At 31.9% G+C, this 22556-nt stretch carries 19 protein-coding genes; 10 read left to right on the top strand and 9 right to left on the bottom strand.

What is annotated here, in order from left to right; genetic code table 11:
- Positions 1-37: 37 nt before the first annotated feature.
- The 3 genes from N5D90_RS00405 to N5D90_RS00395 are packed head-to-tail and all read right to left on the bottom strand — an operon-like array spanning position 38 to position 3709.
- Positions 38-817, bottom strand: coding sequence for a Cof-type HAD-IIB family hydrolase (locus N5D90_RS00405; RefSeq protein WP_038335870.1), 780 nt, complete (start codon positions 815-817; stop codon positions 38-40).
- A gap of 60 nt (positions 818-877) precedes the next feature.
- Positions 878-2167, bottom strand: a complete 1290-nt coding sequence (gene lat / locus N5D90_RS00400) for an L-lysine 6-transaminase (protein WP_038335872.1) — start codon at positions 2165-2167, stop codon at positions 878-880.
- Between the two features lie 12 nt (positions 2168-2179).
- Positions 2180-3709, bottom strand: a complete 1530-nt coding sequence (locus tag N5D90_RS00395; RefSeq protein ID WP_038335873.1) for an aldehyde dehydrogenase family protein — start codon at positions 3707-3709, stop codon at positions 2180-2182.
- 140 nt (positions 3710-3849) lie between these two features.
- Here N5D90_RS00395 and N5D90_RS00390 point away from each other — a divergent pair, with 140 nt between their 5' ends.
- Positions 3850-5016 carry an acyl-CoA dehydrogenase family protein gene (locus tag N5D90_RS00390; RefSeq protein WP_280061179.1) on the top strand — a complete coding sequence of 389 codons (1167 nt, stop codon included), beginning with the start codon at positions 3850-3852 and terminating at the stop codon, positions 5014-5016.
- Positions 5017-5088: 72 nt separating this feature from the next.
- On the top strand, positions 5089-6768 hold the full coding sequence (locus N5D90_RS00385) for a PNGase F N-terminal domain-containing protein (protein WP_280061178.1): 1680 nt from the start codon (positions 5089-5091) through the stop codon (positions 6766-6768).
- Positions 6769-6841: 73 nt separating this feature from the next.
- On the opposite strand, the gene N5D90_RS00380 is transcribed toward N5D90_RS00385, so the two are convergent.
- Together N5D90_RS00380 and N5D90_RS00375 are read right to left on the bottom strand one after the other, a co-directional pair.
- Positions 6842-8173, bottom strand: coding sequence for an amidohydrolase family protein (locus N5D90_RS00380; RefSeq protein WP_280061177.1), 1332 nt, complete (start codon positions 8171-8173; stop codon positions 6842-6844).
- Positions 8174-8283: 110 nt separating this feature from the next.
- Positions 8284-9159, bottom strand: coding sequence for a DUF808 family protein (locus N5D90_RS00375; protein WP_280061176.1), 876 nt, complete (start codon positions 9157-9159; stop codon positions 8284-8286).
- A gap of 197 nt (positions 9160-9356) precedes the next feature.
- Between N5D90_RS00375 and N5D90_RS00370 the strand changes: the two genes are divergently transcribed.
- The 7 genes from N5D90_RS00370 (at position 9357) to N5D90_RS00340 (ending at position 15045) form a co-directional block, all read left to right on the top strand.
- The gene (locus N5D90_RS00370; RefSeq protein WP_280061175.1) at positions 9357-9941 is read left to right on the top strand and encodes a Crp/Fnr family transcriptional regulator; all 585 of its coding nucleotides are present in this window, start codon (positions 9357-9359) and stop codon (positions 9939-9941) included.
- Positions 9942-9995: 54 nt separating this feature from the next.
- Positions 9996-10430, top strand: coding sequence for a carboxymuconolactone decarboxylase family protein (locus N5D90_RS00365; protein WP_280061174.1), 435 nt, complete (start codon positions 9996-9998; stop codon positions 10428-10430).
- A 93-nt stretch (positions 10431-10523) separates the two neighbouring features.
- Entirely contained in the window at positions 10524-11237 is a 714-nt protein-coding gene (locus N5D90_RS00360; RefSeq protein ID WP_280051170.1) for an AAA family ATPase, read from the top strand.
- Positions 11238-11246: 9 nt separating this feature from the next.
- Entirely contained in the window at positions 11247-11732 is a 486-nt protein-coding gene (locus tag N5D90_RS00355) for a GNAT family N-acetyltransferase (protein ID WP_280061173.1), read from the top strand.
- A gap of 79 nt (positions 11733-11811) precedes the next feature.
- The gene (locus tag N5D90_RS00350; protein ID WP_038335887.1) at positions 11812-12849 is read left to right on the top strand and encodes a sulfite exporter TauE/SafE family protein; all 1038 of its coding nucleotides are present in this window, start codon (positions 11812-11814) and stop codon (positions 12847-12849) included.
- A gap of 81 nt (positions 12850-12930) precedes the next feature.
- Positions 12931-14214, top strand: a complete 1284-nt coding sequence (locus tag N5D90_RS00345) for an MFS transporter (RefSeq protein ID WP_280061172.1) — start codon at positions 12931-12933, stop codon at positions 14212-14214.
- Positions 14215-14280: 66 nt separating this feature from the next.
- The gene (locus N5D90_RS00340) at positions 14281-15045 is read left to right on the top strand and encodes an Eco47II family restriction endonuclease (protein ID WP_280061171.1); all 765 of its coding nucleotides are present in this window, start codon (positions 14281-14283) and stop codon (positions 15043-15045) included.
- Here the strand turns inward: N5D90_RS00340 and dcm are convergent.
- Positions 15021-16277 (bottom strand): DNA (cytosine-5-)-methyltransferase, encoded by a 1257-nt coding sequence (gene dcm / locus N5D90_RS00335; RefSeq protein WP_407932330.1) that lies wholly within the window; start codon positions 16275-16277, stop codon positions 15021-15023. The two genes, N5D90_RS00340 and dcm, sit on opposite strands and share 25 nt — an antisense overlap.
- A 108-nt stretch (positions 16278-16385) precedes the next feature.
- Entirely contained in the window at positions 16386-18770 is a 2385-nt protein-coding gene (locus N5D90_RS00330; protein ID WP_280061170.1) for an outer membrane beta-barrel family protein, read from the bottom strand.
- A 166-nt stretch (positions 18771-18936) separates the two neighbouring features.
- Here N5D90_RS00330 and N5D90_RS00325 point away from each other — a divergent pair, with 166 nt between their 5' ends.
- Positions 18937-19491 (top strand): DUF4303 domain-containing protein, encoded by a 555-nt coding sequence (locus N5D90_RS00325; protein ID WP_280061169.1) that lies wholly within the window; start codon positions 18937-18939, stop codon positions 19489-19491.
- A 37-nt stretch (positions 19492-19528) separates the two neighbouring features.
- Here N5D90_RS00325 and rpoN read toward each other — a convergent pair whose 3' ends face one another.
- A complete protein-coding gene (rpoN, locus tag N5D90_RS00320) occupies positions 19529-21001 on the bottom strand; it encodes an RNA polymerase factor sigma-54 (protein WP_115000980.1) in 1473 nt (490 codons plus the stop codon).
- 81 nt (positions 21002-21082) lie between these two features.
- A complete protein-coding gene (gene asnS / locus N5D90_RS00315; protein WP_115000982.1) occupies positions 21083-22531 on the bottom strand; it encodes an asparagine--tRNA ligase in 1449 nt (482 codons plus the stop codon).
- Positions 22532-22556 lie beyond the last annotated feature (25 nt).

Here is a 22556-nt window from a genome sequence, read left to right as displayed (position 1 = left end):
AAGTTGGATTTTTTTCTATATATATTAAAATAAGTTTCTAAATTATCTCAAAGTGTTTCAGCGCATTCCATATTCCGTGATTATCCGCAGAAGTTGTATAATAATCAGCGGCTTCACGAACATTCTCTTTCGCATCGCCCATGGCTACACCTATTTTGCAGCCTTTCAACATACTAATATCGTTACCGCCATCGCCAAAAGCCATTGTTTTAGATAAATCTAAATTATCGCGCTCAGCCATTCGTTCTATTCCGCGCATTTTACTGATATCTTTCGGATTTATATCGGCGAAATATTCTATCCAACGTGTTCCTACACTGTTTGTCAACACATTTTTCATCAAATAATCTTCTTGTTCTTCATTTACAAAAAAGTTCATTTGCATGATATTATCTTTCGGTAAAGTTCGAGGATCAACCACTTCTGGAACTTCCATTCCAAAATATGCAAACGATTTTTCTACATTTTCATTCACACGATTAATACTAAACGCTTCTTTGGTCATATACGAAAATGAAAAAGGATTTTCATCATCATATTGCAACAAAGCCTCTATATCATTAGGATTGATATAATCTACAAAAAATGATTGACGGTTTTCATCCGAGCACATTCCACCATTATTATTGATATAACCATCAAAACCATATTCAAAAATATGTTCGGGCATATCCACCATATTTCGTCCTGTTGCGATGTATATTTTTTTATTTTTTTGTTTTAATAATTTCAACGCTTCGATTGTCGAATCACTGATTTCGTGGTTTTCAAAACCTTGTAATGTTCCGTCAAAATCGAAGAAAAAAGAATCTATCATACTTTAGTTTTATCTTTTACAAAATTAAAAAAGCAACCTTTCTTTGGTTGCTTTTGCTGTTTATTTTAACGCTAATTTAATAATTTCTATTGCTTTATTGGTATCTTCTTCGGAAATGTTGAGATGAGGACGCATTCGCACAGAGTTTTCACCACAAGGAAGAATAATCATGTGATTTTCGAAACATGTTTTGATGAACTCTGAACGATCCAAATCTGATGAAAAATCAAATGCGATGAACAATCCTAATCCACGAACCGAATGAATTTTCTTCGTTTCTTTTGCTATTTCATTCAATTTTGATAAAATATATTTTCCTTTTTCTGCCGCATTTTCAACTAATTTTTCTTGTTCAATCACTTCTAAAATTAATTTGAAACGCAACATATCGATATAATTCCCACCAAAAGTCGAATTGATTCGACTTGATTCCTTGAAAACATTATTCGGAATTTGATCTAACTTTTCTTTATTCGCTAAAATTCCACAAACTTGCGTTTTCTTTCCAAACGAAATTACATCAGGAATCACATCATAGTGCTGAAAAGCCCACATTTTACCAGTCATTCCCATTCCTGTTTGTACCTCATCAAAAATCAATAAAATCTCTTCTCGATCACAGATTTCTCTCAATTTCTGAAAAAATTCTTTTCGAAAATAATTATCTCCTCCTTCTCCTTGAATCGGTTCAATAATAATACAAGCAACTTTATTTTTTCGCGTTTCTAAAACATTTTCTATTTGCTCAATCGCTCGTTTTTCAGCCTCAACAACTTTGCATAAATTATCCTCTGTAACTGGAAAAATTCGTTTCGGATTTTCAATTCTTGGCCAATCAAACTTTGGAAAATATTCGTATTTACGAGGATCTTTCGTATTCGTCAACGACAATGTATAACCAGAACGCCCATGAAACGCTTGCTTAAAATGAATGACATCACTTGCTTCTTTCTCAATTCCTTTCGAAAAATTTAATCTTGTTTTCCAATCAAAAGCCGTTTTCAGTGCATTTTCTACCGCCAATGTTCCACCAGAAATAAAGAATAAATATTGCAATTCTTTTGGCATCGCAACACGCTCAAATGTATCAATTAAATCGGCATAATCTTTTGTATAAATATCTGACATCGCAGGTTTATTGACAGCATTTCGACCTAAAAAGTCAACTTTCGCCATCAAATGTGGATGATTATAACCGATTGCCGTCGAAGCAAACATCGAAAATAAATCCAAATATTCTATGCCATTTTCGTCTACAACATAGGAACCATGCGACTTATCCATATCCATAACAATCGGATATCCATCTGCCAATATATGTTTTGCTAATCTTTCGTGTACTGTACTCATCTGTGTAAATTTTTAAAAATCAAACTTAATTCCTTGCGCCAATGGCACTTCTGTCGAATAATTAATTGTATTCGTTTGTCGTCGCATATACGCTTTCCAAGCATCCGAACCTGATTCACGACCACCTCCAGTTTCCTTTTCTCCACCGAAAGCACCACCAATTTCAGCTCCAGAAGTTCCGAGATTTACATTTGCAATTCCACAATCAGAACCTTGTTGACTCAAGAATAATTCAGCTTCGCGAAGATTATTTGTCATGATAGAAGACGATAAACCTTGCGCTACATTATTCTGAATTTCTATTGCATTTAACACATCTCCAGAATATTTGATTAAATATAAAATTGGAGCAAAAGTTTCGTGTTGAACAATTTCGAAATGATTCTCAACCTCAGCAATTACTGGCTTTACATAACAACCACTTTCAAAGCCATTTCCTTCTAAAACACCACCTTCAACGATAATCTTTCCTCCTTCTTGATTAATTTTTTCCAAAGCATTTGAATACATTTCAACCGCATGTTTATCAATCAAAGGACCTACATGATTTGCTGTATCCAACGGATTACCTATTTTAATTTGTTTGTAAGCATTTACTAACGATTCTTTTACTTTATCATAAATCGACTCGTGAACAATCAAACGTCTTGTTGTAGTACAACGCTGTCCAGCCGTACCAACCGCACCAAAAACAGCTGAAGTTAACATAATTTTTAAATCTGCATCTGGCGTAACAATAATCGCATTATTACCGCCTAATTCTAAAATTGTTTTACCCAAACGAGCAGCAACAACTTTATTCACTTCAATTCCCATTCGCGTAGAACCTGTTGCAGAAACCAAAGCCACACGAGCATCTAGCGCAATTAATTCACCGATTGTTTTATCCCCCATTACCAAAGAAGAAACTCCTTCAGAAATATTATTTGCTTTTAAAACTTCTGCTAAAATATATTGACACGCAACCGCGCACAAAGGTGTTTTTTCACTTGGTTTCCAAACAACAACATCACCACAAACCATTGCTAAACATGTATTCCAAGACCAAACTGCAACTGGAAAATTAAACGCAGAGATCACCCCTACAATTCCAAGCGGATGATATTGATCGTACATGCGATGCAGCGGTCTTTCCGAATGAATTGTCGAACCATATAATTGACGAGATAATCCAACCGCAAAATCACAGATATCGATCATTTCTTGCACTTCACCTAAACCTTCTTGATAAGATTTCCCCATTTCATATGAAACTAATTTTCCCAAAGAAGCCTTTTTTTCACGAAGTTTCTCTCCAAATTGACGCACAATCTCTCCACGTTTCGGAGCAGGAATCATTCGCCATTCTTTGAAAGCAACTTGCGCTTTTTTTATCACTTCTTCATAATCATCTTTTGTTGATGATTTAACTTTTCCAATCAATTTTCCGTCTACTGGCGAGTAAGAAGAAAGCTCTTCACCTTTTCCAAACCAAGTATTTCCTGTTGATGTTCCGAGATTTTCGGAAGAAATACCTAATTCTTTTAATTCGTTTTCTATCATTTTTTTGTGTTATTTTGTGTTTTAACTTTTACCTAAATTAGTCAAAAGTTTCATAAATTAAAATTTTTAATAAATATTATTCAGAATAATTTTTAATTTAATGAATAATCGTTAGATTTAATAAAATAAAACCGCATAAAATGAATTCAACTACAGATTATTTTAAGATTGATGATTTATTAACCGAAGAACATAAATTAATTCGTCAATCTGTTCGAGATTTTGTGGACAACGAAATAAAACCTGTGATAGATGATGCTGCTCAACATCATAAAGATATTCCAGATTTAATGAAAAAATTAGGCGCAATTGGTGCTTTAGGACCGTATATTCCAGAAGAATATGGAGGCGCTGGCTTGGACCAAATGTCGTATGGATTAATCATGCAAGAATTAGAACGTGGCGATTCGGCTGTTCGTTCTGCTGCATCTGTACAATCTTCGTTGGTGATGTATCCAATTTTTTCTTTTGGATCAGAAGAACAAAAACGCAAATATTTACCAAAATTAGCTTCAGGAGAATTCGTTGGAAGTTTTGGATTAACTGAACCAAATCACGGTTCAAATCCTGGCGGAATGGAAACTCGTTTGACTAAAAATGGTGATCATTATATCTTAAATGGAGCAAAAATGTGGATTACAAATTCACCAATTTGTAATATTGCAGTTGTTTGGGCAAGAGATGAAGAAGGAAAAATTCGTGGAGTTATTGTAGAACGCGGTATGCAAGGTTTTACAACGCCAGAAACATTGAATAAATGGTCATTAAGAGCTTCAAAAACAGGTGAATTAGTTTTCGAAAATGTAAAGATTGAAGAATCTCAAATTTTACCAGAAGTGAGTAGTTTACGCGGTCCATTATCTTGTTTAAATTCTGCTCGATACGGAATTTCTTGGGGTGTAATTGGCGCTGCAATTGATTGTTACGAGTCTGCTTTGAAATATTCATTAGAACGAACACAATTTGGAAAACCAATTGCTTCTTATCAATTGCAACAAAAAAAATTAGCTGAATTTATTACAGAAATTACGAAAGCTCAGTTGTTATGTTGGCGATTAGGAACGTTGAAAAACGAAAATAACGCAACTCCTGAACAAATTTCTATGGCAAAACGCAACAATGTAAAAATGGCTATTGATATTGCGCGAGAATCTCGTCAAATTATTGGAGCAATGGGAATTGTTGGCGATTTTCCTATGATGCGACATGCTGCAAATCTGGAGTCTGTAATTACTTACGAAGGAACGCACGATGTCCATTTATTGATTACTGGAGCAGATGTGACAGGAATTAATGCTTTTGTATAAGATATTTTTTCATACAATCAGATATTTTTATAGGTTTACAATTCGTTTGTAAACCTTTTTTATTTATCACACATGAAATTGAAATCAATTCTACTTATCATTTTTTGTATTCAGGCTATTGTTCTTGATGCACAGGAAACCTACAAAATTACGTATGAACGCTTTTCGAATGGAAAGAAAGTCGAAGAAAATAACCCCATACAAGTTATTGCGAATACAAAAGAAACAGTTATTGGAAAGCAACAAAGTTTTAGTAATTCTTCAAATTATCCTGATGAAATGTTTTATTATACCAAAACAAATCCATCAATTATTTCCTTGATTACACAATTTGACCCGACTAATTCTATTATTACAAATGATTCTGTTGCTTTTAATAAATCTATTTTCACGATTTCTAAAGAAACAAAACGAATTTTAGGTTTACGTTGTAAAAAAGCGACGACAAATATCAATTCGAATACAATAGACGTTTGGTTTGTTGACAATATGGAATTGAATGCCTCTCCAACAATGGTTGGAATGAATTTAGGTTTTGTGTTAGAACTTACACGAAATAATAATTCAACGATTCGAGCTTCGAAAATAGAACGCGAAAAAGATTTGATTCCAAGTCAATTTATCCAAAAAGAATTGCATCAAAATCGGGTTGATTTGTTGACATATAAAGACATTATTTGGAAAAGTAAATTTGTCGATATACCACTTTTATCACATCAACAAGTTAACTTTAGTAAAGATTTTTCGTCAAATGATTCAATTTATCGCTTTGCAAATGGAACTGTTGTGGTTCGAAAAATTAAAATTCCTCAAATTAAAGTAGGAAGTCAAGTTTTCTTAAATGTTTCGCAACAATCGAATGGTGATGCATACGATAGAACGGGTTCTGTATTTTTGATTCCGCGTGATTCTAAAATTACGTTTATGGATGGTTTACAAAAAGGAATCAACGAATTACCTGTTTATACATCGGCAAATAATAAAAAATACCAAGGTTATTTTTTGACAGAAAATTATTCGCCAACGATAGAATTAATGCGCTTTTTCACACCTTTTGGAATTAATAAATTCAATCATATTCAATTAAAAAATCAAACTTGGGAAACCGAAGCAAAATATCGTCAAGAAATCACAGAATTTCAAGGTTTATTATCTAATCAAGAAGTTTTGATTGGTTTCTTCATTGGAAATTATGATCAAGGCGGACATACAATTACTGCTAATATTTCTATTCATCCGTCAAGTTCAACGACAACGTTGCCTATCAAAAAAGTTTTACCAATTTTCAATACTGCAAATGTGATGGAAATGGCTGGACAGGAATATCCTACTTTGTTCGAAAATTCGAATGGTTTTACAGTAGAATTCACGTTGAAAGAAGATTACAACAATGCTAAATTGCGTTTTACAACAACTGGACATGGTGGTTGGGAAAATGGAGATGAATTTGTTCCGAAAGAAAATAGTATTTTTCTTGATGGACAAAAAGTATTTAATATCGTGCCTTGGAGACAAGATTGTGGTTCGTATCGCGCTTACAATCCTGCTTCTGGTAATTTTGACAATGGTTTATCATCATCTGATTATAGTCGTTCTAATTGGTGCCCTGGAACAATCACAAATCCATATTTTATAGATTTGGGCAATTTAAAAGCCGGAAAACATAGTATACAAGTAAAAATTCCGCAAGGAAAACCTGAAGGAAATAGTTTCAGTTATTGGAATGTTTCGGGAACAATTATTGCAAATTAATTTTCACTAAATCATATTCAAAAAAATAAGCTGTATCAATGATACAGCTTATTTTTTTTGAAATTATTTTATATTATTTTTTCGCTTTGATTGTGTTTTTATAAATCTGACCATCTTTAATAATCACTAAAAAGTTTTTATCAGGATTGGCGATTAACGATAAATCTTTCAATGGATTTCCATCAACCAAAATCAAATCTGCTAAAGCTTGTTCTTCTACAACACCTAATTTCCCAGGATATGGGCTTCTTAAACCAGATAACTGTAATAATTCACCATTATCTTGAGTAATCATTTTCAGAATTTCAGCATTTGTAAACCATTTTTGAAGACGTAAAATATAACTATTTTGCTCATCATTTAACTCAGGTTCAAACAAGAAATCCGTTCCCCATGCGAGCTTCACACCAAGTTTTTTTGCTAAAGGCCAAACTTTATCTTGACCATCCAAAACTGGTTTACGCTTTTCCTTGCGTTGCTCGTCCATGTTATCATTATTATCCATCAAATTCTGAAGGCTTAACCATACACCTTTTTTAGCAAGAATTTTCAATGTTTCTTCATCCAACATTTGACCATGCTCAATTGACTTCACTCCTGCTTCCACAGCGCGTTGCACAGCTCTCGGCGTATAGGCATGTACCATCACATACGTTCCCCAATCTTCTGCAGCATCAACAGCCGCTTTCATTTCGTCAAAAGTATATTGAGTAACATCAATCGGATCATAAGCAGAAGACGTTCCACCGCCTGCCATTAATTTGATTTGACTCGCTCCAAAACGTAAATTTTCTCTTGTTGCTGTCAAAACTTCATCTCTTCCATCAGCAATAAAAGTAGCTCCTAATTCCTCTGCACGAGATGCTTTTCCAAAAAAACGACGCGAACGTTCATCAGGAGTTCTAAAATCTCCGTGACCAGCCGTTTGACTAATCGTTGCTCCTGAAGGCCAAATTCTAGGTCCTGCAACTTTACCTTTATCAATGGCTAGTTTCAAAGGAAAAATTGGTCCTCCAGCATCACGAACACTCGTAAAACCGCGCATCAACATTTTGTGAGAAGCTTCACCAATCTTTGAAACCAACATTTCTTCAGACATATCTGGTGACATCATTTGCGCCATCGTCAACGAACCAAATACCATGTGTACATGAACATCGATCAAACCTGGCATCAACGTTTTTCCTCCTCCATTAATTTTTACAACATCTTGATTAGGTGAAGAAATTTTTGCAGAACTAATTTTTTCAATTTTTTGACCAGAAACTAAAACATTCATCGGTGATGTTAATGCTTTAGTTTGATGATCTAAAATTCTAACATTTTCAATCAGAATCTGTTTTGTTTGAGCAAAAGTAAAAGCGGTAGCGAGAAAAAAAAGTGCTATTATCGACTTTATTTTCATAATTTATTGTTTAATTGTCCTAAAGATACGTTGAAAGTGTGTATTTGAGGATAATAAAGTTTATTTCTTAATTAAATGGAAACAATTCTTTTCTAAATCTATTCTATCTCCTAACCTTTAGCTAAACCTATTATTTTCTTAACTATTGTGACAAGTAACACAACCAATAATCCTGCAACTAATGCAATCAAAGCTTCGTTAATCATCATTGGAATTGCTGTAGGTAAATGATGATGAATATAATCGATGTTGTGAACAAATATTCCGCCTGAAACCAATAAAAGCGCAACAGTCCCTACAAATCCTAAAATTTTAATCACATAAGGCAATGCATCAACCAAAAAGTGTCCCAATTTAGAAACAGCTCCTTTGTCATGCGATGCTTTTATCAGTTTAAAACCAGCATCATCCATACGAACAATTAAAGTTACAATCCCGTAAACACCAATAGTTGCTAAAATTGCAATAAACGAAACTGTAAAAACTTGTGTCAACATTGGTTGTTCCAAAACTGTACTCAATGCAATAATCACAATTTCTATCGAAAGAATAAAGTCTGTAATAATCGCAGATTTCACTTTTGCTTTTTCCGAAACTTGTTTCTTATCTTCTACTTTATCTTCATGAATAACTTCTGAACCTTTTTTTGGACGGTGAAAAATAAACTCGATTATCTTCTCAACACCTTCAAAAGCTAAATAAAAACCTCCCAAAATCAAAACATATTTTATCACTTCTGGCATATAATGATTTAGTGTCAAAACAATTGGAACAATAATCAATTTATTGATAAAAGAACCTTTTGTAATTGCCCATAAAACAGGTATTTCACGCGAAGACAAAAATCCCGTCGCTTTCTCAGCATTTACAGCCAAATCATCTCCTAAAATTCCTGCTGTTTTACTCGCTGCCACTTTACTTGTAACCGCTACATCATCCATCAATGCTGCAATATCATCTAAAATTGCAAATATTCCTGAAGCCATATTATTGTTATTTTTTGGTTCGTAAAAGTAAAAAATAATGACAAATCTTAACAGATTATTTTCATGTTCTTTCAACGATTCATTTCAAGCAAATTGCACTCCAAATTTTGACTATAATTCTGATTAATTTTGAACTAAATTAAGTTCTTTCGGAAACTAATCATTAATTTTAAAGAGGAATACATTAAGACTATAAAATGGAAAATTCTTTTAATCAGTTAAAGAAACATATGCAAATTTTCACTTCAATTTCTGAAGAAGAATTTCTTGATTCAGTCCAATATTTTGAAGAGTTTTCGGTGAAGAAAAAAGAAATGATTCAAAGAGCAGGAACAATTAGTACATATAATTATTTTATTGTTTCTGGATGTATTCGATCATTTTTCATCAATCAAAAAGGTGTAGAACAAACCATTGATTTTGCTATCGAAAATTGGTGGTTGACAGATTTGTTTTCTTACATTAATCAGCAAAATTCGGAGTTTTATATTCAAGCAGTAGAAAATTCTATCATTATAAAAATGAGTAAAACGAATGAAGAAATTTTATGTGAAAAACATCCTATTTTCAATTCATATTTCAAACAAATTTATCAAAAAGCAAATGCTGCTGCTCAAATGCGTTCCAAATATTTGAAAGAGTTTTCGAAAGAGGAGTTTTATCTTCATTTCAAGAAAAATTTTCCTGAGTTTTTACAACGTGTTCCGCAATATTTATTGGCTTCTTATTTAGGTTTCACACCCGAATATTTAAGCGAAATCCGAAAGAAAGAGTTTTCTTAAACCAGCTTAATTTTATTGAATAAATAATCGACGAACTTTGTTAAAAATTAAGAAATGAAATCACGATTAAACATTCAAAAATTAGAACCAAAAGCTTACGAAGCGATGTATGGTTTAGAGAATTTTTTAGCAAATTCTGAATTAGACAAATTGCATTTAGAACTTATTAAAATTAGAGCTTCACAAATCAATGGTTGCGCTTTTTGTATTAATATGCACACCAAAGATGCGATGAAATTAGGCGAAACAAATCAACGTATTTTTTTGTTGAATGCGTGGCGAGAAACGACACTTTTTACAGAAGAAGAACGTGTAATATTGGCGATGACCGAAGAAATTACAAATATTAGTCAACATGGTTTATCAGAAGAAACGTATCAAAAAGCATTGACACTTTTTTCTGAAAATTATATTGCGATTATCGTTATTGCAATTACCACGATTAATGCTTGGAATAGAATTGCGATCAGTTCTCATATGATGGTTTAAAATTTTAGCTTCAGAAATCTGAAGCTTTTTTTTTGCTAAAAATCGGCTTTCGGATTAAAATAGTTTAATTTTGAGTCTTGAAGTAAAATTGATATGAATATTTACGATTTAATTGTTGACGATAAGGAAGAAATTTCTTTGAATGATGTTTTTTTGGATGATCAAAATCTTGCTCAAGTAAAACAACTTATCAAAGAACATCGATATATAGAGGAATTGAGTAAATATAATTTGCCTGTCAATAATAAAATTTTGTTGCATGGATTTTCGGGTTGTGGAAAAACAACAACTGCAAAAGCAATTGCAAATGAAATCGGAAAACCTATATTGATTCTGAATTTAAGTAATATTGTTTCGTCAAGAATCGGTGAAACTTCACAAAATATTCGAATGCTTTTTGATAAAGCTGCTCGTGAAAAAGCAATTCTATTTTTGGATGAGTTTGACCAAATTGGAAAAGCGCGTGGAAATGACGACAAAGATGTTGGCGAAATGCGTCGTTTGGTGAACACGGTAATTCAATTAATTGATTATTTACCACAGAATTCATTGTTAATTGCCGCAACAAATCACCCGCATATTATTGATGTCGCATTGTTGAGAAGGTTTCAGTTAAAAATTGATTTCAAAATGCCAACTTCCGAAATGTTAGATGTTTATTACGACAAACTTTTAAACGATTTACCAAAAGATATTCAATCGCTTAAACGACAATATAACGTTTCATTTGCCGAAGCAAAAGATTATGCGTTAACAAATGCAAAAGCTTTATTGATTGAAAAATTAGAACGTCAAGCAAATTCTTAAAACCAAAATATGGAAGACGAATTAATTTATTTCAGAGAGCTTTTGGATACTGATGTGACACGACTTTTCGAAATTTATTCGAATGCTGAAGCCATGAAATATCGCGAAACCACACCAATGAAAACGATCGAAGATTCGTACAAAATGCTGGAAAGAGATAAAGAAAAAAAGAATTCTGGATATGAATTTCGTTTTGCTGTTATCGAAAAATCTTCTGAAACCCTGATTGGTACTGTAATGTTTCAACCTGTGCACGACAAAGCGATTATTGGCTATTCGATTGATGAACAATTTTGGAACAAAGGTTATGCAACACGAATTATCAATCTGATTTCGAAAGAATTGAAATCGAGAAAATATATGCTGATTGAAGCTTGGGTAAAAAAAGAAAATATCGCCTCGTCTAAAGCTTTATTAAAAAATAATTTTCAACAGATTTCGCAAACAATTTATCCAAAAAATCATCTTTTTCAATTAAGATTTGCCTATTCTTAAGTTTTACTTAAGATGAGTCTTTAAGCATTTATTTCTAAAATCATCGTCCTAATTTTGTGTCAGAATAAAATTTCTGATCATGATTTTTACTATTTTTCTCCTATTTATTGGAGCAATTTTAGCATTTTGGATAAGTGCAATTTGTGGCGGTGGCGCAAGTTTAATCTTAATTCCAATCCTCAATCTTATTATTCCAACTTCTCTAGTCCCTTTTTCATTAACAATCGGAACATTTACAAGTTCTGCCTCTCGAATAGCGGCTTTCAGAAAATCTGTACATTGGAAAATCTTCTTTTGGTTTGTGCCATTTTCAATTCCAGCAGTTTTAATGGGTGCTTATTTAATCAAATTTATCAACCCAATTTATTTGCAAATTATTGTTGCTGTATTATTAATTTCAAATGTTCCACAATTATTTCTAAACAAAAAACAACAAGATAATGAAGAAAAACCTTCGCCAAAATATATTTTAGCTATTGTTGGTTTTTTAGCTGGATTTGTATCTGGAATAACAGGTGCAATTGGTTTATTGTTCAACAGATTTTATTTGAAATATGGTTTAACAAAAGAAGAAATTATTGCAACACGAGCTGCCAACGAAATTATACTTCATATCATAAAACTAATCATTTATATTGTTCTTGGTTTATACTCAAAAAACGCTTTATTACTTGGGTTGACGATTGCAGTTGCTTCAATTATTTCTTCTTATACGGTCAAATATATTTTACCTTATTTTAGCGATTTTATTTTCAGAAAAGTTGGCTATGCGGCAATGGTTATTTCTGGAATTACACTTTTTTATACAAGTTCTCAAAAAATCATTCAAGAAGATAAGGTACAACTTACAACAACAAGTAAAGGTGACGAAAATGAAACAACTTTGAAATGGCGAAACAGCGATTTTGTGATGGAATATTCGTTAGATGGTGAATTTGAGATTGAACGTCCAATTCAACCGAATGAATTACCTGAAAAATTATTGAAAAAATACAATGAAATTTTACCTAATTACGATAAAATCCATCTCGAAAAAGTATTCAAAATTGGAGAAGATAGTTATGAGTTTTATTGTTACAAAGACAATAAACTGACCAAATTTGAACTGAAAGAATAGAAGATTGAACAATTAATTTTTACGAAACATTATTTTTGATAAATTATTCTTAAGTTTAACCAACATTACTATAAAAAATTTATGAATACAAAAGATAATCCCAAACTAATACGAGCTTGGATTTCTTACGACTGGGCAAATTCTGTTCATTCTTTAGTTATTGCCTCTGCTATTTTTCCGGTTTATTATACTTTAATGACCTATGATGCGAACGATCACCCAATTAAATTTTTAGGATTATTACCAGAGTCCGCATTCAATTTTTCATTGGCAATTGCTTTCTTTTTTGTGATTGTTTTGTCGCCTGTTTTATCTTCAATTGCAGATTTAATCGGAAATAAAATAAAATTTCTTCGCTTTTTTTGCTATTTAGGATCTTTCTCATGCATCGGAATGTTTTTCTTTACATCAAGCGATTTAGTTTGGTTAGCTTTATTACTCAATATCACTGCAAGCATAGGTTTTTGGGGAAGTTTAGTTTTTTACAACGCCTATTTACCAGAAATTGTCTCAGACGAAAAAATGGACAAAGTTTCGGCTCAAGGTTATATGTTTGGTTATATTGGTTCTGTCATTTTATTGACGATTTGTTTGGCAATGATACAATTCGCCCCAGAAGAACAACAAGCAATGTTTACTCGAATAAGTTTCTTATTAACAGGAATTTGGTGGTTAGGATTTGGACAAATTGCATTAAGTAAATTACCAAACCACAAATATGATCGCGAAATTCCAAAAGATATCATCAAATCGAGTTTTAGAAATTTAAAACATACCTTCAAAGATCTTAATCAATACAAAAATATTCGTGTTTTTTTGGCTGGATTTTTCTTTTACAGTTTAGCAATGCAAACTATCTTTTTGATGGCGGCAATGTTTGGAAGTTCAGAAATAGGAATGGAATCTTCAGAATTGATTATGACCATTTTATTAATTCAAATTGAAGCTGTTTTAGGTGCATGGTTATTCTCTTTTCTATCAGGAAAAATAGGAAATAAGAAAACTTTATTAATCGGTATTTTTATCTGGATTATTACATGTATTATTGGTTATTTAATTAATAAAAATGATCCTAATGTAAAAACTCAATTTTACGTAATGGCTGCAATGGTTGGTCTTGTAATGGGAGGTTTGCAAGCTTTATCACGTTCTACATACGCCAAATTATTACCAGAAACAGAAGACACAACAACCTATTTTAGTTTTTATGATGTGTTCGAAAAATTTGCCTTATTTTTAGGTTTAGTTATTTATGGATTATTGATTGAATATTCTGGCGGAATGAAAGCTTCGGCTCTTGCAATGGGCGTTTCATTTGCGATTAGTTTCGTTATTTTATTGTTCTATAAAATGGAAAAGAAGTAAAGCATAATTACATTTTTATATAATCGAATAATTATTCTAACTTAGCAATATTATACAATACTGGTAATGAAAAATAAATATGTAAACTTTATTTCAGATGAGCATTTATTAAATTGCATTGAAAATTTATATAAATCTTATCAAAAGGCTAAAAGCAAAATTTCTAAAAAAAGTTTTTATACAAATAAAGTTGATACAATTAAACTAACCTTTGATTCTAAATTCAATAACATTGATGAAGAAGATTTAATTCAATCAGAAATTCTTAGACAAATAGATAAGTCTATTAATAATTCTATCGGAACTTTTCATGAACAAATTTTAGGAGGTATAAAAGGCTTTGAAGTTGGAAATTTAAGTGGTTTTGATATAAAAGCAAATGATGATACACTTTTTGCAGATATCAAAAATAAACATAATACAATGAATAGTAGTTCTGCGGAAGCTCTTTTTCAAAAATTGGCTCGATATGCTGATGATTACAAGAAAGCTAAATGTTATTGGGTTCAGATTTTAGCGAAAAATAGTTTTAACGAAAATTGGAAAGGTGAAATTAATGGTAAAGAATATAGTCATTCGAGGGTTTTTAAAATCTCTGGAGATCAATTTTATGCTTTATTAACTGGAGAAGAAGATGCTTTCTATCAACTTTATAAAGCACTTCCAATTGCAATAAATGATTTTTTAGAAACCACAAAAAAAGAACAAAACGAAAATGAAAATTCGGCTTTAGAAGAAATTACTTCAGAAACCGAAAATTCAAAACGTTCTATTCTTGATCAAATTTCCTTTGATAATTATTCTTATTATTCAGGTTTTGACAAACTATAATATTGATTAAGAAAATTAATTATAGAGTAACCAACCTCTTTTCCTAAATTAACAGGAACAGCATTACCGATTTGCTTATATTGTTGAGCCATAGGTCCAGAAAATTCCCATTCATCAGGAAAAGTCTGAATACGAGCATATTCTCTTACTGTAAAAGGACGAGTTTCATCTGGATGGCAACGCTCTGTTTGCTTTTGAGCAGGGCTACATGTTAGCGTTAAACAAGGTTCGTCCCAGCCTATTCTTCTTGCCATTCCTGTTTTTCCTCCGCCTAAATAAAAACTTGCTCCCATAAATTCTTTCTGAATATCAAGAGGTAAATCTCTCCAATAGCCTTTTGGAGGAACTAAATCTAATACACTTTTCTTGCTTTCAGGATATTTAGCTCCAGTAGATTTCGGAACATTACAATCGAACAATTCTCCTTTTTTCAACGCATCAGAAAGATTATATATTTTTTTGTACGGCGTTGGATAGTGATAATCTATTGGAATATCTTTGCGAATTCCTACTAAAATTAATCGTTCTCTTTTTTGTGGAACATTATAATTAATTGCTTTCAAAACCTCTACTGGAACTACTTTATACCCAATTTCATCTAAAATTGAAATCATTCCACGTAAAGTATTACCATTATCATGATTCAATAAACCTTTTACGTTTTCTCCAATGCAAATAGGTGGATTAACTTCTTTTACAGCTCTTGCAAATTCATAAAATAAAGTTCCTCTTGCATCTTCTAAACCAAGTCTTTTTCCTGCGTAACTAAAAGCTTGACAAGGAAATCCTCCTGTTACAACATCAACTTTATTATAATATTCAGAAAAATTAAAATTCTTAATATCACCTTCTAAGACATTCCAATTTGGTCTATTTTTTCTTAGAGTTTCGCAAGCGTGTTTATCAATTTCATTTAATGCAACACATTTCAACCCTGCTTTTTCCATACCAATTGCCAAACCTCCAGCTCCAGCAAATAATTCTAAGACATGAAAATCTTGCGTTGGCTTTACAAAATTTGAAACAGTTTCTTCAATATCTGTCTGCAAAAATTCAGCAAACAACGTCTCTACATCTCTTCTCCTATAAACTCTATAATTACTTATAGGTTCTCGAACAGCCGATAACTTCCCTTCTTCATCCCAACGACGAAGTGTTTTTGTACTTTTATTAAGTAATTTCGCTGTTTCTGAAATAGTTAAATACTCACTCATAACCAAATTATACAACATTAGACATTGGTTACAAAATAAAAGAAAAAAAATAGAATCTCAAAGAAAAAATTATAAAAAAAACAAACCTCAATATTTTAATCAATATTGGGGTTTGTTTTTAACAATTTACAGTCTTCCTTTTTCTGAACTACTTTTTGATTGTTCTATTGTAAATGATTTTCCGAAATTGTATCGAATTCCAACGCGATAATAGCGAGCAGATTGTCCTGTATAAACAAATTTTGTATCGTTACTAAAGCTTTCATCTTGCCAAGCTCTATCTTTAAATACATTATTCACATTAAACGAAACTTCGAATTTTTTATCCAAAAATAACGCTCTCAAACCAAAAGCTGTACTCCAATTAGCGCGACTTCTTGACATGGCATCAATCGTTTTTGTTGTATAATTTGTGGTATGATTAAATAATAATGTTTTCGATTTATTCAATTCTAAATTATTTGTCAAACGAAATTCTCCATTAAATCCATCCAATACATAATTGTATTCAGGGATTATTCCTTTCGTTTTTTTGTAATACAAATCAATCGCTCCATTGACTTTCCACCATTTTACAAGCTTGAAATTTAGATTTTCACTAATCCCAAAACTCTCCGAATCAGCATAATTATATGGAATCCAATTTTGTGTATTTTCTGTTGGATTTACAACTACAATTTGATTGATTTCATCCGTAGAATTTCTGTAATATAATGTTGTAACTGCCAAATCTTTGTATGCATATTCCAACTCATAATTATACGAATAAGAAGGTTTTAACTTCGGGTTTCCTTCGGCAAAAGAATAAGGAGAATAAATGGTACGAAACGGATTCAATTGTCCCATAAAAGGTCGATCAATACGGCGCCCAACATTTACACTTAATGAATGATTTTCAGCTGGTTTATACATCAAATAAGCCGTTGGGAATAGCCCATCATATTTATAGGTATCATGTTGATTTTCTTGCGGAGAAAAACCTTTTGCATCTGTATTTTCGTATCTCAAACCAACTTTTGCAGACCATTTTTCTGAAATATCTTTTTCGATACTCGCATAAAAAGCTAAAATATTTTCGTCATAATAAAAACCATTACTCAACTTTTCATCATAAACAGGTGAACCAGACGAAGTATTGTAAAATAAATTATCGCTATTATTTTTAGTCCAACTATAACGTCCACCATAATTTAGTTTCCAAGTATTAACGGGATGTTCCATATCAATATTCAAACTATAATTGTTTGCTTTTTGATCGGACAAACTTTTATTTCCTTGATATTCTGCTGTATTCTCAACATTATTTGAGTCAAAAAATCGATTAGAAGTTACACTTGTATTGTTGTTATTAAAATTTACCCAATCAAAATCAAATGTCAGTTTTTTTCCGATGGTATCCATTTTATAAATCACGTGATAATTTAAAGTATTGTATTTCGTGTTTCCTTTGCTCCCATTTCGATCATTCAAAATATAACTCAACAATTCGTTCTTATCCAAACTATTTATCATTGTTTTCGTACCACCAGTTCCTTTTCGATTTCCAGCATATAAATCAACCGTAAAACCAGTCGTCAATTTCTCCGAAATTTTATAATCCAACCCTAATTTTCCGCCAATATTTCTATTTTTACCACTATTTTTTTCTCTTTCGGTCCAAACTTCATTGGTTTTTGTAAAATAAATATCCGATTGTCCAATTCCGTCATATTCACCAAAACCTCCAAAAATATTAGAGACTAATGTCCATTTATTTTTTCGATAATTAAACGATGCACTATTGTTCCAATATGGTTTGTTATAATGTTGCAATGATGACGACAAACTCCCATTCCACGAGTCTTTTTTACCAGATTTTAATACAATATTGAGAATTCCACTATTTCCTATTGCTTGATATTTCGCTGGCGGATTTGTAATTACTTCTATTTTCTCGATATCATCTGCACGAAGTGTTTTTAAATAATTTGTCAATTGATCACCAGACATTTCCAACAAACGATCGTCCACCATCACACGCAAATTACTTTTACCAATTATCGAAACAACATCATTATCAACCTTCACACGAGGCGCCAATTTTAGCAAATCTAACGCATCTCCACCTTTTGCTCCTTCTGCTAAATCTGCATTAAAAACAAGTCGATCAACTTTCTTTTCAATTAATTTTTTTTGACTTTTTACAACTGTTTCAGTTAATGTAATGTTTTCAGTTTTTGGAAGAATTATTACGCCTAAATCTTGATTTTGTCCACATAAAATCGTTTGAGTATAAAGTAAAACTCCAGCTTCTTCTATTCGAAACGTATAATTTCCTTCGGGTAATTCGACCACAAAATTTCCTTTATCATCAGTTGAAATTTCATCAATAATTTGATCATCTTTCAGAATAATCACATCAGCCAAACTAACAGACGTTTGATTCGCATATTGCAAGCTTCCTTTATATTGTTGTTGCGCAAAAATCGAGGTCGAGGCAAATAATAAAATTGGTATATATAATTTAGACATATTAGGTTTGTTTACTATAATGACGTGTGAATTGTAGAAAAGTTACATAGAAAATGAATAATAATTGAATTTGTCTTTAAAAAATAAATTAACAATGATTTAATATTTAAAGAATTTTACTACATTTCAAAAAAATAATTTTAAACGATTAAAAAAATATAAATGAATGGATTTTAATGAATTAAAAAACAAATTAGTGCAATCAACCAAACAAGCCTTTTTGAAAATTTATAACGAAAATCCTTCCCAAGACCTTTACGCTTTTGCCTTGTGCAATAACGACTCGAAAATAGCTATTCATCCTTCGGCAAATTCTGTAGAACATTTAGAAAAAGTTTCGGATGAAGACGATTTTTGTTACTACAAATACGAGCCTTCTGAATGGAAATATGATTATTTAGGAGCTGAAAATTCTTTTCAAGAAATCAATCAAATATGCAAAGAAATAGTTGATAAACACGACGATGACGAAGATTGGTTTTATCAATTTCAGAATAAAATTAATGAAAAATGTATCGAAGTTTTAGAAGAATTAAAGAATGAAAATTTCTTTTCAAAATTAATCGGTAAAGATATTTTCTTAAATTTTTCTGTGATTGATGATGATTTGAACAAAGAAAAACAACAAAAAATTATTACGCAATTAAATGATAATTCATATAAAGAAGATTATTTTGAATGGATGACAACTTGGGGTAAAAACAAAAAAAGAGCTTTATAAAAAGCTCTTTTTTTGTTTGATTATATGTCTAAAAATTTTAGATTTCTTTTCTCAATCGCGCAACTGGAATATTTAGTTGTTCACGATATTTTGCAATTGTACGACGAGCAATTGGATAACCTTTTTCTTTTAAAATTTCAGTTAATTTTTCATCTGTCAAAGGTTTACGCTTATCTTCATCTGCAATTACATCTTGCAAAATTCGTTTGATTTCGCGCGTTGAAACTTCTTCACCTTCATCATTTGTTAACGATTCTGAGAACAAATCTTTAATCAAAAATGTTCCGTAAGGTGTTGTGACATATTTTGAATTCGCAACACGAGAAACTGTCGAAATATCCATTCCAATTCTGTCTGAAATATCTTTCAAAATCATCGGTTTAATTTTCGTTTCATCTCCTGTTAAGAAATACTCTTTTTGAAATTTCATAATCGCTTCCATCGTGTACAAAAGCGTGTTACGACGTTGCTGAACCGCATCAATAAACCATTTCGCAGAATCTAACTTTTGTTTGACAAACATCACAGCTTCTTTCTGTTGATTCGATTTATTTTCGGTTTTTTTATATGTATCTAACATTTCTGCAAACGCACTCGAAATTTTCAATTCTGGTACATTACGTCCATTTAACGATAATTCTAAATCGCCATCGTTGATATGAATTGTAAAATCTGGCGTTATTTGCTCTACAATTTTACTACTACTCGAAAATGATTTTCCTGGTTTTGGATTCAAACGTTCAATCTCCGAAATTGCATCACGCAACTCGTCATCATCCGCATCATATTTTGCCATCAATTTAGAATAATGCTTTTTCGTAAATGCATCAAACGATTCTGAAATTAATTTTTCGGCTAATTCTACTGCTTCAGTTTGATTTTTATTTTCTAATTGAATCAATAAACATTCTTGCAAATCACGCGCACCTACTCCAACTGGATCCATTCGTTGAATATAATTAATCAACAAATTTTCAACCTCTTCTGGCGAAGTGTAAATATTTTGCGAGAATGCTAAATCGTCAACCAACGATTTAATATCACGACGCATATAACCATCATCGTCAATATTTCCTAAGATAAATTCAGCAATTTGAAATTGTTCCGAAGTTAATCGATTCGTATATAATTGTGATGTCAAAAACTCGATAAAACTCTCTCCTTGTGCGTAAGGAACAGATTTATCTTCGTCATCATCACTATAATTATTCGTATACGTTTTATAATTTGGGATGTCATCATCGCTCAAATAATCATCAATATTGATATCACTTGTATCAATCACTTGCTCATCGCCAAAATCATCACTCTGATTGTCCCATTCTTCCTGCTCTCCTCCGTAATCTTCATCATATTCAGAAGATTGATCATCCAAAGCAGGGTTTTCTTCCAACTCTTCCTTTACGCGTTGTTCAAAAGCAACCGTAGGAAGTTGAACCAACTTCATTAATTGGATTTGTTGTGGCGATAGTTTTTGTTGTAATTTTAAATTTAATTCCTGCTTTAACATATTTTTGGGTTTGGCTTATATAAAAAACGGATTTAGCTTAAAGTTACAATTTTTAAGCATAAATCCGTAAAAATATTTTGATTAAAATTCAGCGTTATTCGGTGTTCTAGGGAAAGGAATTACGTCACGAATGTTACCCATTCCTGTTACAAATAATACCAAACGCTCTAAACCTAAACCGAAACCTGAATGTGGCACAGAACCGAAACGTCTTGTGTCGCGGTACCACCATAATTCTTCTTTATCGATTCCGAATTTTTCCATTTTTTCATCTAAAACTTCTAAACGTTCTTCACGCTCAGAACCTCCGATAATTTCTCCGATTCCAGGGAATAAAACGTCCATTGCACGAACTGTTTTTCCATCATCATTCATACGCATGTAAAATGCTTTGATTTCTGCTGGATAATCAAATAAAATAACTGGCGTTTTGAAGTGTTTCTCAACTAAATAACGTTCGTGTTCAGATTGTAAATCTGCTCCCCAACCTTCGATTGGATATTTGAATTTACCTTTTTTATTTGGTTTAGAATCTTTTAAGATATCAATTGCTTCTGTATAAGTTAAACGAATAAATTTGTTATTTAAAACATATTCTAAACGCTCAATTAAACCTAATTCAGAACGCTCTGCTTCTGGTTTTTGTTTTTGCTCTTTGTCAAAACGTTCAGCTAAGAATTTCAAATCATCTTTACACGTTTCCATTGCGTAAGTGATAACAGATTTCATGAAATCTTCTGCCAAATCCATATTTTGATCTAAACGGAAAAACGCAACTTCTGGTTCAATCATCCAGAATTCAGCTAGGTGACGAGAAGTATTCGAGTTTTCTGCGCGGAAAGTAGGTCCAAATGTGTAAATTTTCCCTAATCCCATTGCTGCAGTTTCTCCTTCTAACTGTCCAGAAACCGTTAAATTAGTCGATTTACCAAAGAAATCTTGTGTATAATCTACTTTTCCTTCTTCGTTTTTAGGCAAGTTTTCCATATCCAAGTTTGTGATATGAAACATCTCTCCTGCTCCTTCAGCATCAGATCCTGTAATAATTGGCGTGTTGATGTAAACGAATCCACTTTCGTTGAAATACTTGTGAATTCCGAACATTAACGCATTACGAACACGCATAGTTGCAGCAAAAACATTAGTTCTGAAACGTAAATGTGCTTGCTCACGCAAAATCTCTAAGCTGTGCTGTTTTGGTTGTAAAATTGTTCCTTTTAAATCATCAGATGGCGCAGTTCCTAAAATTTTGATTTCTTTCGCAACAATTTCAATATCTTGACCTGCTCCTTCACTTTCTACTACTTCTCCTTTTACTTGTAAAGAAGCTGCTGTAGAAATTTGTTTTATAATTGATTCGTCAAAATTTTCGAAATCTACTACTACTTGAATATTATTAATTGTAGAACCGTCATTCAACGCGATGAAACGATTACTTCTGAACGATCTTACCCATCCATTTACAACTACTTCCTGTAGCAACAAATCCTTGCCTTTTTCTAATAAGGCTTTAATTCCGTACGATTGCATAATTCTTTAATTTATCCTTACAAAT

The organism is Empedobacter sp. GD03797, assembly GCF_029842105.1.
GTDB classification, from domain to species: Bacteria; Bacteroidota; Bacteroidia; order Flavobacteriales; family Weeksellaceae; genus Empedobacter; species Empedobacter falsenii_C.
The sequence above is the reverse complement of the archived record's forward strand: the minus strand, read 5'-3'. Positions and strand labels throughout refer to the sequence as shown.

Coding starts and splice junctions, on each gene's coding strand:
- N5D90_RS00405 (WP_038335870.1), bottom strand. CDS start 817: ATGATAGATTCTTTTTTCTTCGATTTTGACGGAACATTACAAGGTTTT.
- lat (WP_038335872.1), bottom strand. CDS start 2,167: ATGAGTACAGTACACGAAAGATTAGCAAAACATATATTGGCAGATGGA.
- N5D90_RS00395 (WP_038335873.1), bottom strand. CDS start 3,709: ATGATAGAAAACGAATTAAAAGAATTAGGTATTTCTTCCGAAAATCTC.
- N5D90_RS00390 (WP_280061179.1), top strand. CDS start 3,850: ATGAATTCAACTACAGATTATTTTAAGATTGATGATTTATTAACCGAA.
- N5D90_RS00385 (WP_280061178.1), top strand. CDS start 5,089: ATGAAATTGAAATCAATTCTACTTATCATTTTTTGTATTCAGGCTATT.
- N5D90_RS00380 (WP_280061177.1), bottom strand. CDS start 8,173: ATGAAAATAAAGTCGATAATAGCACTTTTTTTTCTCGCTACCGCTTTT.
- N5D90_RS00375 (WP_280061176.1), bottom strand. CDS start 9,159: ATGGCTTCAGGAATATTTGCAATTTTAGATGATATTGCAGCATTGATG.
- N5D90_RS00370 (WP_280061175.1), top strand. CDS start 9,357: ATGGAAAATTCTTTTAATCAGTTAAAGAAACATATGCAAATTTTCACT.
- N5D90_RS00365 (WP_280061174.1), top strand. CDS start 9,996: ATGAAATCACGATTAAACATTCAAAAATTAGAACCAAAAGCTTACGAA.
- N5D90_RS00360 (WP_280051170.1), top strand. CDS start 10,524: ATGAATATTTACGATTTAATTGTTGACGATAAGGAAGAAATTTCTTTG.
- N5D90_RS00355 (WP_280061173.1), top strand. CDS start 11,247: ATGGAAGACGAATTAATTTATTTCAGAGAGCTTTTGGATACTGATGTG.
- N5D90_RS00350 (WP_038335887.1), top strand. CDS start 11,812: ATGATTTTTACTATTTTTCTCCTATTTATTGGAGCAATTTTAGCATTT.
- N5D90_RS00345 (WP_280061172.1), top strand. CDS start 12,931: ATGAATACAAAAGATAATCCCAAACTAATACGAGCTTGGATTTCTTAC.
- N5D90_RS00340 (WP_280061171.1), top strand. CDS start 14,281: ATGAAAAATAAATATGTAAACTTTATTTCAGATGAGCATTTATTAAAT.
- dcm (WP_407932330.1), bottom strand. CDS start 16,277: ATGTTGTATAATTTGGTTATGAGTGAGTATTTAACTATTTCAGAAACA.
- N5D90_RS00330 (WP_280061170.1), bottom strand. CDS start 18,770: ATGTCTAAATTATATATACCAATTTTATTATTTGCCTCGACCTCGATT.
- N5D90_RS00325 (WP_280061169.1), top strand. CDS start 18,937: ATGGATTTTAATGAATTAAAAAACAAATTAGTGCAATCAACCAAACAA.
- rpoN (WP_115000980.1), bottom strand. CDS start 21,001: ATGTTAAAGCAGGAATTAAATTTAAAATTACAACAAAAACTATCGCCA.
- asnS (WP_115000982.1), bottom strand. CDS start 22,531: ATGCAATCGTACGGAATTAAAGCCTTATTAGAAAAAGGCAAGGATTTG.